Source organism: Leisingera sp. SA32, assembly GCF_056033425.1.
The window spans coordinates 1-15,847 of record NZ_JBVYHB010000030.1 but is presented as its reverse complement, the minus strand read 5'-3'; the positions used below and the strand labels follow the sequence as shown (position 1 = coordinate 15,847).

Sequence of the window (15,847 nt, the reverse complement as noted above, 5' to 3'; positions counted from 1 at the left end):
TGGACCAGAGCTCCTTCGATGGCGGCTTCTACCAGGTCCGCATCGTCGGCGGCGATGACGCCACGGTGACCGGCGGCCATTTCCGCAATTCGCTGGGCGACGGCATCAAGACCACCGCCACCCCCAGCGGCGACGGCCCCGAGCGGATGCTGGTTTCGGACAGTTTCTTCGAAGGCAACCACCGCGACGGGCTTGATGCCGCGGGCGGCTTCAAGGACGGCAAGGTGCTGAACTCGGTGTTCTACGACAACGGCGTCAGCGGCATCGACATCAAGAGCCTGTACAACAACAGCGCCGATTTCAACGCTAGCAAGCAGAACAGCAACATCAACATTTCCGGTAGCGAGTTCATCGACAGCCCCAACGGGGTTGTTGTGACCGTGCTCAACCCCAAAGGCCTGCTGAACAGCAGCAAAGCGCATCAGATGCCGCATGACATCACGGTCAGCGACTCGATCTTCGAGAATACGACCTCGGGCAACACCCGCGCCTTCCTGATCAAGGACGGCTATGACATCAACTGGGAGGGGATCAGCCTGCTCGGCAATGTCAGCGAGATGCGCTTCCTCGGCGCCGAGGCGCCCAGCCCGTCCGGCAGCAATCTCGGCGGTGATGTTGCGGCAACCGGCGCGGCGCGCAAGATGTCCGCCGACGCGCTGTGGTCCGGCACTGCCGGCCCCGTTGCAGATGGCGGCACCGGCGACACAGGCTCTGCGCCCGACCCGGCGCCGACGCCTGACCCGCAGCCTGATGACGATCTCAACCTGGTGACCGGCAACGCACAGGACAACACGCTGCACGGCACCGCAGAGGCAGACGTTATAAAGGGGCTTGATGGCCAGGACATGCTGGTTGGCTATGCCAGCAGAGACCAGCTCAGAGGCGGCAAGGATGAGGATACCGTCAAAGGTGGCGGCGGCAAGGACAAGGTTTTTGGCGGCGGCGGCGCAGATACCGTTTTTGGCGGCGGTAACAAGGACGTCCTGAAGGGCGGCGGCGGCAAGGATATTCTGTATGGTGGCCGCGGCAACGATACGCTCAATGGCGGAAAGGGCGCGGACCAGTTGAAGGGTGGCGATGGCGATGACGCCTTTGTTTTCGCCGCGGGCCACGGCCAGGACACGATTCTGGATTTCACCTCCGGAGCCGATCTCATCGACCTCAGCGGCCTCAAGCAAAGCGGCGACAGCTATGGCAGCCTGGAGATCAGCAGTCAGGGCGGCAATACACTGATTGATACCGGTGAGGGAACAATCCTGCTGCAGGGCCTTCAGCCATCGGAAATCGACGCGGGAGATTTCCTGTTCTGACGCACCCCTTGTGTCATGTCGCTTGCCTTATGCCTGCAGGTTTGCCCCTGCAGGCATGAGCAAACCACGACTATGCTGCGCTGCCGAAGGCGTCTCCTCCGCAGCACGCGCTCCTTAGCTGTTCAGACGTTTTGCAGGCCTGCGCGTCAAAGCGCGCGGATGCCTTCATGCCTGGCCGCAATTTCGGCGATCGCCTGCGTGTAGGCGCGGATGACGATTTTCTCATCGAATTGGCGCTCGGCAAGCGCCCGACCCGCAGCGCCCATCTGCTGCAGTGTTTCCTGTGATGCCCCGGCGACGCGCAGCATCGCCTGCCCCAGATCGTGGCTGTCACGCGGCGCCACCAGAAAACCGCTTTCCCCATCGATGACAGCCGTGCGGCAGCCGGCTGTATCCGTCGTGATGACCGGCCGCCCGCAGGCTCCGGCTTCCAGAAGGGCGCGCGGGGTTCCCTCGCGGTAATAGCTGGGCATGACCACGCAGGTTGCCTCCTCGATAACCGGGCGGATGTCGCGCTGCCGGCCGAGGTATTCGATGATCCCCTCCTCCTGCCACTGTGCCAGGACCGCTTCGGAAATCGCTGCCTTGCTTGGGGCTTCAAGACCGCCAGCAAGCCTGAATGTGGCCTTGGGGAACAGCTTGCGGACCTGCCGCGCGGCGTCGGCGTATTCCGCCAGGCCTTTTTCCCAAAGCAGCCGGGCAACCAGCAGGAACACAGGCGCATCTGGGCGCGCCGACACCGGGGAAGCGGTGAACCGCGCCAGGTCAACACCCGATCCGGGTAAAAGTCGCGCGGTTTTAGATGCAACCAGCCCGGCCCGCAGGAACTGCTGTTGATCTTCAAGATTCTGGAAAAAGACGATGGGAGCCGCGCGGAAGGCATGCCGGTAGGCATGTGCCGCAAAAACGGCCAAGGGGCCTTTGCCCGAGAATACAGACCCCAAACCGGTGACATTCGGAATAATCGGCGTCCCGGTCAAACGCGCCGCCAGCCCCGCATACAGGTTGTTCTTGATCGTGTAGCTCAGGATTGCATCCGGCCGCAAAGCCCGGATATGCCCGATCATCGCCCTGAGGCAACCCGCCTCCCGCACCGGTGAGGTGCCGCGCCGGTCCATCTTCAGTTCCACATATGAGCAGCCGACACCGCTGAGAATTGCATCGGTGTACTCGTCCCGCGGCGCCAGAACGACGATCTCGTGGCCGTCTTCCATCAGCGCGCGCAGCAGGCCTGAACGGAAGTTCACGATGTTGAAGGAGGAGTTGACGGTCACAACAAGTTTCATGGGATTTCGCAGATCATGACGCTGCATCGCTGTACATTCCGGCCATCGCGCGGGCGCAGCTGGACCAGCTGAACTCCCTGGCGCGGAGCCTGCCCATTGCAGCCATGCGGGCGCTCAGGTCTTCAGAGCAGCAAACCTGCAGGATACCAGCGGCCAAGGCTTCCGGATCCGAGGCATCGCACAGATATCCCGCCTGGCCTGCAACCTCAGGCAGGGATGTCCGGTCCGAGGCGACAACCGGCGTGCCGCTGGCCATGGATTCAAGCACAGGCAGGCCGAAGCCTTCGAACAGCGACGGATGAACATAGAGGTCAGCGGCCTGATAAAGCGCCCGGAGTTCCGGGTCGGAAACGTAGCCGGTGCGATGCACCCGGTTGCGCAGCGCTGGCGCGGCAAGAGCCTGGGCAATTTCCCCGTTGTCCCAGCCGGCACCTCCGGCCAGCACCAGATGATGCGGAATGCTGTCTGCCGCCAAGGCCATCGCCCGCAGCAGGCCGGCCAGGTTTTTGCGCGGGCTGGCCGCGCCGGCAGAGAGGATGAAGGGGGTATCGGGCGGTAAGGCAAACCGGTGCAGCACCGCAAGGTCCGCCGGGGTGAAGAAAGCGTCAGAGACGCCTTCAAGCACCACGCGCAGCCGGGCCTCGACCGCAGGGCCGACATATTCCCGGACGGTGTCCGCGGTGTATTGCGACACGCAGGCAATGACATCCGCCTTGCGCATTGCCTGCTCAAGGCTGCGTTTCATGACCCAGGGGCGGGTGTTCCTGAAATACTCCGGATGGAGCAAGGGGCCGAGGTCGTGGATTGTCACAACAAAGGGCTTTTGCGTCGCGACGGGGTAGCCGAGGGAGACGGCGTGGACAACATCAACCGGCGCGTCCAGGCAGGCCTCAAGAGACGGGCGCCCGAGAAACGTCCAGAGCAGCGAGGTGCCGCGCCGACCGAGCCCCGTGAGCTTCAGCCCGGTCTCCCGCTGACGGGCCGCTAGCTCCGCCGGCGACAAACCCGACCAGCCGGCAACGGGAACAACTTCGGGCCCGCCCAGGGTTTGCAGCGCCTCCAGCAGTTCCCGCGCGTAGCGTGCCAGCCCATGCCCCTGCCGGTCGCCGAACTGATTGGCGAAACAGGCAACCCGCAGCTCTTGCCCGGGGATCATGGCTGCGCGTTCAATGGTTGCGAATTGCAAGAAATGTCCTCCCGAATAGGCCGTTCCAGATGCGCCTCAGCCGGCCGCGGACACCCGATGGCAAAAACGCGCCAAGCAGAGCCGCCCAAGAATCGGCCGCAAACGGCCAGAGCGCGATGGCAATCAGATAGTGGCGGACGGCGGGCCCGCGTTTGCCCAAGTAGTGGAACTGCACACGCCCCGCCCGGCGGTGAAACCCCGCCAGGGCCGTCCAGGGAAGCCACCAGGCGCGGCGGGACCGGAGCGGCGCATATTTGGCCAATATCCGCTTGTGCGCGCGCAGCTCGCGCGATGGGTCCGAAACCGTCCTCGGTCCCGAGTGGTGGCGCAGATCCACCAGAGCTTCCGCAACACAGCCAATCGGGGCCAATTGGGCAAGGCGTATCCACATGTCCCAGTCCTGCCGGGCGGCAAGCTCAAGATCGAATTTGCCTGCTTCGATCAGTAGCTTCCGCTCCACAAGATATGTGGAGGTAGGGGCCGTGACATCGCGGACCAGCAAGGCGTTCAGCAGGTCGCCTTCCGGAAAAGCATGCCGTGGGACCGAGATCTGAACGCCGCTTTCGGCGTCGGTTTCTCTGATGCCGCAATAGACGGCACCAAACTGCGGACACCCGGCGAGACGCGCCAGTTGCTTTTCAAGCTTTTGCGGATGCCAAAGATCGTCGCTGTCGAGAAAGGCAACGAACTGGCCGCGCGCCCTGTCTATACCGCGGTTGCGGGCCGCATTTCCCCCGGCATTGGGCTGTTTTTCATAAACCACCGGCAGCGGGGCGGTTTGTGCCCATTGGGCAACCCGCGCCCGGGTGTCATCCGTCGAGCCATCGTCGATGACAATGATTTCCAGACTGCGGAACGTCTGCGACTGCACGCTGTCCAGCGCCTCGCATATCAGATGGCCCCGGTTATATGCGGGCACCACAACCGAGACCTTTGGCGCGGCTTCAGCCATTGCGGTCCGCAGCCGCCCAGGACACCTGGCGTTCCAGTTCCGCCCGCGAAATGCGGTTCTGTCGGTCCCAGACCAGCGCATAGGCGCGGAAAACAGCCGTCGCCGAATGCAGCGCCGAAATCAGCCCTGGCGTGCCGTCGAGAAAGCCCTTCTTGTAAAAGTATTTCTTCAGGAATTCCTTGGCCGGCGCCCACAGGATCTGCCAGCCCCGGACTGTTGTTTTGCTCTTTTCAACATGCTTGACGACCTCTTCCAGATAGGTCGAGCTTTTCTTCAGGCGCTTTTCAAAGTTGTGTTCGTTGAAATGGATCATCCTGCCACTAAGCTGCCCGACCCTTTGCGAAGGGGCATCCAGGTGGCAGGTCTCGTGAAACATGCCGCCGAAATGGAACAAGTCACGCCGGGCAAGGTGGATCAGGTTCCAATCCTGCCAGCCGCCGCCCTGCATCGGCCGGTGCATGAAATGATTGAGCCGCCGGAAGCGGTAGCCATCCTTTTGCTCATCTTTGATGGCCTTGCGGACTTCGTCGGCGAGTTTCGGCGAGACACGTTCATCGATGTCCATATGCAGCAGCCAGTCGCTGGTCGCGGCGGCGATGCCCTTGTTGCGCTGATCGCTATAATATTCGCCTGGCTTGCGCGGAGAGCGGAGAAACCGGACCTTGTCGCCCGCTGCCGCGCAGATCTCCTCGGTCCGGTCGCTCGAGCCGTCATCAACAATGACGATCTCGTCGACCCAGCCAGTCAGATTGGCAAGAAAACCGGGCAGATCCTCTTCCTCGTTGTAGCTGATGGCGACAACGCCAAGTGTAACAGTGGGGGGATCATAGGCGTTCATTGGGCAGCCCTGACCATTTCCGGAGCCGTCTGGGACAGCAGCCCGTCAAAGTAGTCGATTGTCTTGCTCAGACCCTCTTCCAGCGGCACGGCGGGGGCCCAGTCCAATTCACGTTTGGCTAGGGTGATATCCGGGCGGCGCTGCATCGGGTCGTCCTGCGGTAGGGGGTGAAAGACAATCTGCGACTGCGACCCTGTCATCGTCACGATGCGTTCAGCGAGTTCCTTGATGGTGATTTCGACCGGGTTGCCCAAATTGATCGGACCATGGCAGTCCGGCCCGGCGCCCATGAAGCGGACTATCGCTTCGACAAGGTCGCTGACATAGCAGAACGACCGGGTCTGCATGCCGTCGCCGAACAGCGTTATCGGCTCTCCTTTCAGCGCCTGCACGATGAAGTTCGACACCACGCGCCCGTCATTGGGATGCATCCTGGGGCCATAGGTGTTGAAGATGCGCGCGACCTTGACGTCCAGTCCGGTCTGCCGGTGATAGTCAAAAAACAGCGTTTCCGCGCAGCGCTTGCCCTCGTCGTAGCAGGACCGCGGGCCGATCGGATTGACGTTGCCCCAGTAGTCCTCCCGCTGGGGGTTCACCTTGGGGTCGCCATAGACTTCGCTGGTGGAGGCCTGCAGGATCGGGCATTTCAGACGCTTGGCGAGCCCCAGCAAGTTGATGGCGCCATGCACGCTGGTTTTTGTGGTCTGGATCGGGTCGTGCTGATAATGGACCGGCGAGGCGGGACAGGCGAGGTTGAAGATCGCGTCGACCTCGACGTAGAGCGGGAACGTGACATCGTGACGGATCAGCTCGAAATGGACGTTGTTCTTCAAGTGGTAAATGTTCGGCTTTGTGCCCGTGTAAAAATTGTCGACGCATAAAATGTCGGTGCCCTCCGCGATCAGCCGGTCGATCAGATGAGACCCGATAAAACCTGCGCCGCCTGTCACCAATACCTGTTTGTTGATACTCATTATGACTCCACGCTTGGGTTGCTAAGTGAATCGTCTTTTGCCGGTTTCCGCCTGAAAGCACTGCGCAGACGTAGCACGACGGGCTGAACGAACCTGTCTCTGAGCCGGTTGAGGCGCAGCCGGGCCGAACGGCGCTTGATTGTCTTCCATGCGGCACCGGTTCCGGCCGCCTGCGGGTTGGCCAGATCGGCGCAGCCGTAGCCAAAATGCGCGGCCAGCTGCCGGACGGCCGGGTCAAGCTGCAACCTGTAGCTGTCGTCCCGCGTCCATTTTTCCGAGGATTGCGCATGCGTTCCGGAACCGACCCGGGCGTCCGGCGCGATGTCGATGAACCGGCAGATATCGGCAAAACCTTCGGCTGGATTCTGCACCAGATCTTCGTAGCGGACCTTCAGGAACTTGCTCTTGGGCAGTATTTGTTCGAGGGCCAGGACATTGCGGCCGATTTCGAGCCAGCCGTATTGCCGCTTGTATGGATCCGTCCCGAAGAGGGCTGCAGCGGAATACATCGTGCCGTGCGGATTGCGGACCATTGCCACGATCTTCACATCGAACGCGGTCGTCTCCATCCATTCCAGGATCAGGCTCATCGCTGCCCAATGCGCGATGAACTGCGGGGACTTTTCAAAGAACACCGGGCGGGCAAAGGTGCGGCACAAGGCCTCCCAGCCATCAAAGACAAGGGCCCGGTCGTCTTTCGGTGGCGCAAAGTCCGGGACACAATGCGCCAGCAGGTCCACCATATAGGCGCGCGCATTGGCCCGGCTTCCATAGCCGTCATATACCCGCCCCGCACTGAACAGCTGTCCGGGGCGGCGCAGCAGCACCGCCGCCATCAGCCACCAGTGGGTCTCCAGATTGGAATGCGGCGAATACGGCACGGTCTGAACGGCCGGGTGCCGACAGATTTCGTTCTGAAACATCGTTGAGCCAGAACGCTTATCTGAGAGCAAGAGCACGATGCTGGGCATGAGACCTCCGTTGCGCTGTCTTTGCCGGGCGCGGCACCTCGGAAAAGTTCGTAAGAGACGAAATAAGTCCAATGACAAAGAAGAAAAGCATTGCGCCGCGCGGTGTCGAGATTGAAGCATGCCCGAACGCCACCCAAGGCAGTAGGGCGACAACGGACAGCAGCAGGGACTGCGACAGCAATCCGGGAAAGGACTTTCTCCGTTTGGCGAGCCGCCTGGTGACGCTCAGCGCGCGCAGCACCACAGAGCCATAAAGGACGGCGGCCAGCATTCCATAGCTGTAGTAGGCCATCGCAAAGGCCGCATGCGTTGCTTTCCCCGCCTGCTCGGGCGCCGCCCAGGTTTCCGCGTATCTGACGGTAACCCCCTCGCCCAGAGCGAGGAACTGCGGCGCTGTGACAAGATGTTGAAATGGCTCGACATAGGCCAGGATGCGTTCGCTTTCGCGTTCATCCTGATAGGGGTTTTCCAAGATCGCCTGGCTGCGGTTCGACAGGCGGTCAAAGAAAAACAGCTGGGAGGAAATGCCTACGGCCAGAATAACGGTGGTGCTGACCGCAACCGGAAGCAAAATTCCCCGGCGCACATAGCTGAACCCGTAAAACAGCACTGTCAGCAAGATGAGCAAGCTGCCCAGGATCGGCCCGCGGGAATAGCTCATCACAACCCCCATTGGCGCCAGTAGACAGGCGGCCAGCGTGATCGCGCGCCAGACCGGCCCCAGCGGCCACGGCCAGCGCAACAACAGCGCCGCAAGCGGCCAGCAGGCGTTGATGAATGATGCGCCCAGTATCGATACACCGACCAGGGTCCGTCCGCGCACGCCGCTGCTTCCGGCCCCATACCGCGCGCCCACAGCTTCCGAAGCGGGCTCAAGAAACCTGTTTGAGAACACCATGTCCACTACAAGCGCACGCGTCATGGGCAGCGACGTGAGGATCATCAAGGACGCCGTGACCAGAAGACCCAAGGTTGCCGCGCGCAGAATGACGGACACGTCCTGTGGCGTGCGGACCATGACCCCGGCGATGAAGAAAACGCTGAAGGCGAGGCAGGTGCGGGTGGAAATGTAGAGCGAGTCCGTCAAGGTTCCGAAGGTCAGAGCCCCGACCACTTCGCTGCTGAGCGCAAGGAAAAGGATCGCTTTGACGGTTGCGGAGAACATTCTGTGTGTCCGCATCACCGGCAGGTTCAGCGCCTTCAGGATCAGCGCCAGGATCAGCAGGTCTATGATGTAGACAGGCACAGGACCAAGCTTGAAATTCAGCTTCGGCACCGCGACGAGGATGAACACAAAGACGGCAAACAGGCCGATGCCCGGGGTGGCGCCGTGAGGTCTATAGCCCATAGCCATGCCTCACTTTCGAGTAGAGGGTCAGATGGGCCGTCACGAAGTTCTCGATCTTGAACTTCTGGGACCGCTCAAAGCCTTTTTGCCCCAATGCCACTCGCAGATCAGAAGAGGCGGCAAGGTTGCGGATTGCAGCGGCAATTTGCGCCGGCTGTTCCGGGTCGACCAGAAGGGCCGCCTGCCCGTCCGGGCCGACGACTTCGCGCAGCCCCGGAACATCGGAGGCAATGACCGGTAAAGCCGCGTTCATGCCTTCCACCGCCGCCAGTCCGAAGCCTTCCCACAAGGAGGGGATCAGGAAGATGTCCGCCTTGTGCAGCTGCTCCCTGATGTCCGGCACATATCCCGCGAACTCCACCGCGTCGGAGATGCCAAGCCGGGCCGCGGTGTCGCGCAGCGCTGCAAGTTCAGGCCCGTCGCCGACGATGACATAGCGCAGGCTGCAGGGCATCAGCATGGCCAGGGCCTCCAGGGCCGCCTCAAAGTTTTTGGCCGGGGACAGCCGCCCCACCGACAGCAGCGTTAACGGCTCTTTCCTAGGCCCGCGCGCGATCGGAGTTTCAAAAAACAGCGGGCAGCCATTGGGAATGACGGTGACATCCTTGACCCAAGGGCGGGCGTTCCTGAGTTCGGACCTCACCCCCTGGCTGATGGCAATGATCTGTCGGAATGCGCCGTACACCTGCCTGTCGACGGCCCGTCCAAACAGGCTGGATCTGCGATTGTTCGAGGTGCTGTGTTCGGTAAACAGCACCGGGGCGGCAAGCACGCCCGTCCGGACCAACAGCGAGAGATACAGGCTGGAGGGAAATAGATGCGCATGAACCACATCGACAGGGCGGATGCGCCTTGCATATGCCGCCAGCCGAGCGAACGCGCGCGGATCGTAGGGGCTTTTCACTCCAAGCGACACCGCCCCCTCCGGCACGCAGCCTTCGCCGAAGTCCTCAAGCGAGACAAGATGGGCGTCGACCCCTTCCGACTGCAGCCGGGCATGCAGGCTGCGGGCCATGCGCTCGGCGCCGCCACGTTTCATGTCAATGCTGTTGATGATCTGAAAAACACGTGGCGGTGCCGGGTCTGACGTGGCAGGTTCTGGGTGCCGACGAACCCGGCTGAGCACCCTGCGCAACGCCTTGCGCTGCCCGGCGGGAAGGACCCGCGCCAGCGGATGCTGCCGGAACAGCGGAGGGGTCGCAAAGGCGTCCCAGGGCACGGGGCGCCAGTCCGGGGGGGGGGCCGACATCACCGCCTCCAAGAGCGCCACATAGGCCCGCAGGCAGTTTTCGCGCGAAAATCGGGTGCGGGCTGCCGCGGAGACCGCCTGGCTCATCGCGGCCAATTGCGTCCGGTCCCTCGCCAGGCTTCCGATCCGACGTGCAAGCCCCGCGCTGTCACCGATGTCCGCCAGGAAGCCCGTTTTGCCCTCGTCGATCAGGAAGTCGGTTATGCCCGGCAAATTCCAGGCCAGCGGCACAGCTCCCGCCGCCATCGCTTCCAGTAATGCGTTCGGGCAGCCTTCGAAATGCGACGGAAACAGAAAGATATCGGTGTCTGCCAGAAAGCCCGGGATGTCCCCCGGCGACAGGCTGCCAAGGAAGCGCACAGCGCCCGAGTCAGCCAGCCCGCCAAGCGCATTGCGCAGGTCCGGCGCGTCTTTTCCCTGGCCTGCGATCTGCAGCTGATAGGGCACCCTGGCGGCTTCAAGATGGCGCAGAATGGCGGGCAGATGCATGACCCCCTTCTGCCGGTGCTCCAGCCTGCCCAGGAACCCCAGTCGCAGAACCTTGCCCCTGCCCCGCACGGCCCGAGCCGCCGCGGCGAACCGGGCGGAGGGAACCCCGTTTGGGATCAGGGAAATCCTGTCCGGGCTGACACCATAATCGGTTATCAGATCCTCTTGCAGCCGCGGCGTCAGCGCCACGATGCGGGCAAGCCGCTCCTGACCGATCAGGGTCAGCCGGTAGCCTTCCTCGAACCCGTTGGCGCAGCGGGCCAGGGCCCGCACCTGCGCGGGGAGATGCGGCAAGGCGCTCAGGATGGCGGGAGAGTTGACGCCGAACACCGCGTTGATCTCTTCGGCCGCACACCAGTCTGCAAAACTACGGGCCTGTTTCTTCAGGCTCGTGCATCTTTCCGCCAGCTGAACGCATCCGCCATCGACAAAGGCGGGGTCGGTCAGGCTCGCCTGGTCCCGGCCCACTGAGACACAGCGCAGATCGATGCCATGGTCCAGCAGCGCAGGCCGCATGTTGCGGTAGAAGGTGAAAGTGCCGCTGTCTTTGGGCACCGAGCCGAATGCCACCCGGATCATCGGCCCGCCCCCGGTCGGCACCGCGCTGCCTTGCTTTTGACAAGGCCCATCACATCACGCCCCGGCGACAACGGTGATATGGCTGCCGGAGCCGAACAGGCTGGCGTAATCCGAGATGGATTTTATCTCGCCGCTTTCCAACGTCAGGATGATGTCGCAGTCCCGTACGGTGGTGTGCCGGTGCGCGACCATGATCAGCGTCTGCGACCCCGCGAGCTTGGAGATCTCGGCCATCACCTGGGCCTCGGTGGCACTGTCGAGAGCACTGGTTGCCTCGTCGAACACGATGACTTCCGGCTCGGGGTAGAGGGCGCGGGCAATGCTGAGACGCTGCCGCTGGCCGCCCGAGAGTCGCACGCCGCGCTCCCCGACAAAGGTGTCGTATCCCTCAGGCAGCTCATTGAGGATGAAGTCCTCAATCTGCGCCATGCGCGCCGCAGCCTGCAGCTTGTGGGTGTCGATCTGCGCTTCGGGGACGCCAAAGGCGATATTCTGCGCAATTGTGGCGTCGCTCAGGTAAATGTCCTGCTGGACATAGCCGACATTGGCACGCCAGGCCCGGACTTCTTTGTTCGACAGCTGGCGGCCATCGATCAGAATTTCCCCGCGGCTCGGTTCCAGCAGACCCAAGATGAGATCCATCAGCGTCGTCTTCCCGGCGCCCGTCCGGCCGACAATCCCCACCGACATGCCCGCCGCAATCGTGAAGGTCACGTTTCTGAGGCTGTCTTCTCCAGCTCCAGGGTATCTGAAGCACACATCCCTGAACTCGATGCTCTTCTCAAAGCGCATGGGCACAACCGCGTTTGGCAGGGACGGCAGGTTTCCCGCGCTTTGGAAGTCTGCAAGGATGGAATTGGCGGAGGCGCTGCTCAGCCGCAGGGAAACGGAGGCGTTGTACCCCCGCTGAAACGCGGGCATCATCCGGTAAAGCGCCAGTACGAAGACGCCAAGCGTCGGCAGCATTTCGGCCATTGCGGCGCTGCCGGTACCGCCGCTGCGGGCAGACAGAAACAGGATCAGCAAAACGGTGCCGCCTATGGCAACGGATTCGATAAGGTGGCGTGGCGCCATTCGGACGGTGTTGGCCAGCGCACTCGCGCTGGCATAGCCGGACGAGGGGGACGAATACCTTTCGATCAGGCTGCGTTCCCGGTTCAGCAGCCTGACCTGTTTTCCCCCGATCAACGCCTCCATTGCCAGGCGATGCCGCTTGCGGTTGGTGCTCAGGATTGTCTGCCCCAATCGGCCTGAAATTCGGCGCACTGAAACCAGCAAGGCCGTGTAGAGCCCGGAAAAGATCCCCATGGCCAGCAGTGTGACCGACGGGTTGATCGCCAGCAGAAGCGCGACCAGAAAAAACAGCGTCACAACAGAGACGACAAACTCGGAAAAAGCCCGGAAAACCTGCGAGACAATGCGCGATGTCTCGGACAGCATATTCGCCACAAGTTCGCTGCTGTTGCGCTGCAGCATGAACGTGTACGGCTGTTTCAAATAGGCGGTCAGCAGGCGTTTTGACAGGCTGTGAATTCGCCCCTCAAGCCAGCGGTTGGCAACATAGACCGTCAGTATCTTCAGACCCGCAGTCGCAATGAGCATGGCGAAGAACACGCCGCCCAGGACGAAAATGAATTCATCGGCGCTGACAAAACCGCCCTTGGTGTAAAGAAACGATAAGGCGGTGTTTGTCTGGATAAGCCCCGGATCGCTAAGCACTTTCAGAAAGGGGAAGATCATTGCCACACCGATCATATCCGCGAACCCGCTCAGGATGATCAGCGGCATGATCAGCAGGGCAGTTCTGCGTTCCGCCGGCGTGAGCAAGCGAAATGCCAGTTTCAGGCTTCTCATGACGCCCTCCGGCTCTGCGCGGAACTGCTGAGTAAAGGCGGCCGCCCCGGCCGCGCTGTTTGCTGAAGACTGCCGGGCAGGACATCAACATCCGCCCCGCTCAGCTTCGATGAAACCGGCACCAAATCACACTGCACAGGACTGCTTTCATTAGAGGCGTCACCGCCAGCCAAATACGATCTTGACCGTTGCAACTAATACGAACAGATCCAGCTGCCACCCCATGTTGTTAACATAGTAGGCATCAAGCTGCGTCTTTTCCCGGGCCATTTCGATGGAGTCGGTATACCCTTGGGTCACTTGGGCGTAGCCGCTCATGCCCGGTTTGACCGTCTCCCGGATGCCATAGCCGGGGATAGCTTTTTTGTAAGTTTCAGCAAAAGAGCGGATTTCAGGTCTCGGACCGATCAGGCTCATCTGCCCCATCAGAACATTCAGGATCTGCGGCAGCTCATCCATCTTGGTGTTGCGCATCCAATGCCCCAGAGGCGTGATGCGGGAGTGTTCGAGGGGGTCATCCGCCCCCCGTCGGCCTGCGCCGCTGCGCGTCATGGTCCGGAACTTTATCATCGTAAACCCCTGCCCGTCCTGTCCGCAGCGCTGCTGCAGGAAAAACAGGCGGCCCGGGTTCCTGAAAGGATTCAGGCAAAGAAGAACGCAGCATATTCCAAACAGCAATGGCAACGAGGCCAGGCTGATCAGAATGTCAGCAACACGTTTCGAAATCAGGTAAATGCGCCGTGTCTCTGAACGGGCAAACGCTCCTGAAAGGTTTTCTCTCTGGCCGCTCGGGTAATAATACCGCTTTGCGCTGGCCTTTAACACAACACCATTTTTCATTTAACTGGTAACCGTCTACTAACCCACACACGGAGGGCACAGAAATCGGTCGCCCGAGCCTAATTCTCCAGCCTGAAAAACAGGCAGGACGGGCAAGTTAATCTCTGAAAATCAGTCCCCCCAGACCTCGAACACACGGCTTATGAAACACACTACAAAACAAGCCGCACTCCAAGTATGCCGTCCGACCGCCGGTCTGCCAAGGTAAAATTTTATGATTATACGTCAAAAAACGGGCGGAGATCTTTCAGTGGCGCCGGTTCAATTGAATGATCCGGGAACGCAGGCCGCGGGTGCCGGAACGAATTGAATTTGTTGATATAAATCTTATCGAAAACAACGCTGTGAAAAACAGAGAAATGGCAATCAAAAAGCTAGTGACAAGCGATAGGAGAATTTTATAGTCAAAATACAACCAAAAGACAAGGGTGGAAACCCACATTGCGCCAACTGAAATAAAGAATAAAGGAATCGCCATACCGAACCTTGGATCTGAAGCCTGTAAGATATTGTTATTCTGGCACTGCATGGGAAGCTAGAGCATGACACGGTTTTGTGGAGAAATGACGCTCTCCCGACGGGGCGCGTCTTGCCTGCAATCTTTCCCGTTGCTGGAACTTGCGGCGGTTTCCTGATCTGTCATGCGGCGTCTCCAGGAGAATTGCGGTGCAGAACGCCGTCCTGCACCGCATGATTTTCAGACGAGAAGGAACTCGTCGCTCAGGGCCTCACTGCCGGTGACAATGGAGAGAGCGCTGATGGTCCCGTCAAATGCATCTCTGAAGCCTGCGTCTCCTGATTTGCTGGCCCAGCCATTTGCGCCAACCTGAAGGTATTCAGCATTGTCGAGCCAATCGAACTCGAACTCCGCCTCTCCTGCAAGCGCGTCGTTCACGCGCAGGGCCACTTTGTCTGCGCCGAAGCTGGCGTTGACGGCGTAATCCGTGTCTTTCCGGATACCGGCGACCTCGAAGGTTTCGGACGCGTCCCCTTCCTGGAACCGCACGAACAGCGAGCCGTTGCTGATGTAGCTGGTAAAATGCCCTTCGTTAACATCCTCGCCATACGCATCTTTCGAAACCAGACCTTGGCGTCCGCTGACGGTGTCAGCATTGAAGACGAAGGAGATTTCGGCGGCCTCTGCCTGCAGCTTCTGGTCTGGGGCAAATTCCAGCACCGATGCTTTCGTGCGGTTGAACTCCATTGGGCCATCCAGCTCGAAGACGTCTGCAAGCGCGGGCAGGCCGGTGTCCGGCTGCGGGCTGTCCGTGGCGCCTTCGGAGCTTTCGGTACCAGTGCCGTCTTCCGATGGCAGAGGGGTGCTGGTGCCGGTTTCCGGTTCACCGCCTGTTGCCGCGGTGCTGAAACCTTCGGTAATCGCGACATTGGAGATGGTGCCATCGAAGGCATTCTTGAAGCCGGCCTGACCGGACGCGCTGGCCCAGCCGTTTGCACCGATCTGGATGTACTCGCCGTTGTCCAGCCAGTTCACATCAAAATCGGCCGTGTCGGCCAGGACATCGTTGACCCACAGGGCAACCTCGCCGTCACCAAAGCTGGTGCGCACGGCATAATCCTTATGTGCTTCGATGCCGTCCATCGTGAGGGTCTTCGACGCGGCATCTTCCTGGAAACGGACATGCAATGTGCCGCCCTTGATGTAGGAGGTGAAATGACCGTTGTTCACGGTTGTCCCGCTGGCGTCCTTGGAAACAAGCCCCTGGCTGCCGCTGACCTTGTCTGCATTGAACTCGAAGGAGATCGTTGCGGATTGGACATTGGTATCGGCTGTCGGTGCCGCCTCGATGACCTTGGCGGCCGTTCCGTCGAACTCCATTGCGCCTGACCGCTGGAACAGCAGATCTCCGTTCCCCGCGGGGTCGGAGGTGCCTTCATCCGGGATAGGCTCGGGTGTCGGCTCGGGCTGCGGGTCAGGCGTCGGCGCCGGGTCGGGCGCAGAGCCTGTGTCGG

General features: G+C 61.1%; 12 protein-coding genes. 1 reads left to right on the top strand and 11 read right to left on the bottom strand.

Translation table 11 applies throughout. The features are described 5' to 3' along the window. Positions 1 to 1,310 (top strand): calcium-binding protein (locus tag AC0IPL_RS21815; protein ID WP_474277365.1); only part of this gene is annotated, 1,310 nt, incomplete at its 5' end. Between the two features lie 146 nt (positions 1,311 to 1,456). Here AC0IPL_RS21815 and AC0IPL_RS21810 read toward each other — a convergent pair. From AC0IPL_RS21810 to AC0IPL_RS21760, 11 genes are all read right to left on the bottom strand, one after another. After that, positions 1,457 to 2,596, bottom strand: coding sequence for a glycosyltransferase family 4 protein (locus tag AC0IPL_RS21810; protein ID WP_474277362.1), 1,140 nt, complete (start codon positions 2,594 to 2,596; stop codon positions 1,457 to 1,459). A 13-nt stretch (positions 2,597 to 2,609) separates the two neighbouring features. Further along, the gene (locus tag AC0IPL_RS21805) at positions 2,610 to 3,782 is read right to left on the bottom strand and encodes a glycosyltransferase family 4 protein (protein ID WP_474277359.1); all 1,173 of its coding nucleotides are present in this window, start codon (positions 3,780 to 3,782) and stop codon (positions 2,610 to 2,612) included. Then, complete coding sequence (locus AC0IPL_RS21800) at positions 3,763 to 4,734, bottom strand: glycosyltransferase family 2 protein (RefSeq protein ID WP_474277355.1); 972 nt, start codon at positions 4,732 to 4,734, stop codon at positions 3,763 to 3,765. Before AC0IPL_RS21800 ends, AC0IPL_RS21805 begins: the two co-directional genes overlap by 20 nt. After that, on the bottom strand, positions 4,727 to 5,572 hold the full coding sequence (locus AC0IPL_RS21795; RefSeq protein ID WP_474277352.1) for a glycosyltransferase family 2 protein: 846 nt from the start codon (positions 5,570 to 5,572) through the stop codon (positions 4,727 to 4,729). The genes AC0IPL_RS21800 and AC0IPL_RS21795 overlap by 8 nt, the downstream gene beginning before the upstream one ends. Beyond that, complete coding sequence (locus AC0IPL_RS21790) at positions 5,569 to 6,546, bottom strand: UDP-glucuronic acid decarboxylase family protein (protein WP_474277349.1); 978 nt, start codon at positions 6,544 to 6,546, stop codon at positions 5,569 to 5,571. The genes AC0IPL_RS21795 and AC0IPL_RS21790 overlap by 4 nt, the downstream gene beginning before the upstream one ends. Further along, entirely contained in the window at positions 6,546 to 7,517 is a 972-nt protein-coding gene (locus AC0IPL_RS21785; RefSeq protein ID WP_474277346.1) for a sulfotransferase family protein, read from the bottom strand. Before AC0IPL_RS21785 ends, AC0IPL_RS21790 begins: the two co-directional genes overlap by 1 nt. Next, positions 7,486 to 8,871, bottom strand: coding sequence for a hypothetical protein (locus AC0IPL_RS21780; protein WP_474277343.1), 1,386 nt, complete (start codon positions 8,869 to 8,871; stop codon positions 7,486 to 7,488). The genes AC0IPL_RS21785 and AC0IPL_RS21780 overlap by 32 nt, the downstream gene beginning before the upstream one ends. Continuing rightward, positions 8,855 to 11,182, bottom strand: coding sequence for a glycosyltransferase family 4 protein (locus AC0IPL_RS21775; RefSeq protein WP_474277340.1), 2,328 nt, complete (start codon positions 11,180 to 11,182; stop codon positions 8,855 to 8,857). Before AC0IPL_RS21775 ends, AC0IPL_RS21780 begins: the two co-directional genes overlap by 17 nt. A gap of 54 nt (positions 11,183 to 11,236) precedes the next feature. Further along, complete coding sequence (locus AC0IPL_RS21770; RefSeq protein WP_474277337.1) at positions 11,237 to 13,036, bottom strand: ABC transporter ATP-binding protein; 1,800 nt, start codon at positions 13,034 to 13,036, stop codon at positions 11,237 to 11,239. A 159-nt stretch (positions 13,037 to 13,195) separates the two neighbouring features. Then, positions 13,196 to 13,876 carry a sugar transferase gene (locus AC0IPL_RS21765; protein ID WP_474277334.1) on the bottom strand — a complete coding sequence of 227 codons (681 nt, stop codon included), beginning with the start codon at positions 13,874 to 13,876 and terminating at the stop codon, positions 13,196 to 13,198. A gap of 697 nt (positions 13,877 to 14,573) precedes the next feature. Further along, a complete protein-coding gene (locus tag AC0IPL_RS21760; RefSeq protein WP_474277332.1) occupies positions 14,574 to 15,713 on the bottom strand; it encodes a hypothetical protein in 1,140 nt (379 codons plus the stop codon). Between the last annotated feature and the right edge of the window lie 134 nt (positions 15,714 to 15,847).

Excerpts from the sequence above, each read along its gene's own strand:
- AC0IPL_RS21780 (WP_474277343.1), bottom strand. The coding sequence starts at position 8,871 with ATGGCTATGGGCTATAGACCTCACGGCGCCACCCCGGGCATCGGCCTG.
- AC0IPL_RS21790 (WP_474277349.1), bottom strand. The coding sequence starts at position 6,546 with ATGAGTATCAACAAACAGGTATTGGTGACAGGCGGCGCAGGTTTTATC.
- AC0IPL_RS21760 (WP_474277332.1), bottom strand. The coding sequence starts at position 15,713 with ATGGAGTTCGACGGAACGGCCGCCAAGGTCATCGAGGCGGCACCGACA.
- AC0IPL_RS21770 (WP_474277337.1), bottom strand. The coding sequence starts at position 13,036 with ATGAGAAGCCTGAAACTGGCATTTCGCTTGCTCACGCCGGCGGAACGC.
- AC0IPL_RS21800 (WP_474277355.1), bottom strand. The coding sequence starts at position 4,734 with ATGGCTGAAGCCGCGCCAAAGGTCTCGGTTGTGGTGCCCGCATATAAC.
- AC0IPL_RS21765 (WP_474277334.1), bottom strand. The coding sequence starts at position 13,876 with ATGAAAAATGGTGTTGTGTTAAAGGCCAGCGCAAAGCGGTATTATTAC.
- AC0IPL_RS21785 (WP_474277346.1), bottom strand. The coding sequence starts at position 7,517 with ATGCCCAGCATCGTGCTCTTGCTCTCAGATAAGCGTTCTGGCTCAACG.
- AC0IPL_RS21810 (WP_474277362.1), bottom strand. The coding sequence starts at position 2,596 with ATGAAACTTGTTGTGACCGTCAACTCCTCCTTCAACATCGTGAACTTC.
- AC0IPL_RS21775 (WP_474277340.1), bottom strand. The coding sequence starts at position 11,182 with ATGATCCGGGTGGCATTCGGCTCGGTGCCCAAAGACAGCGGCACTTTC.
- AC0IPL_RS21795 (WP_474277352.1), bottom strand. The coding sequence starts at position 5,572 with ATGAACGCCTATGATCCCCCCACTGTTACACTTGGCGTTGTCGCCATC.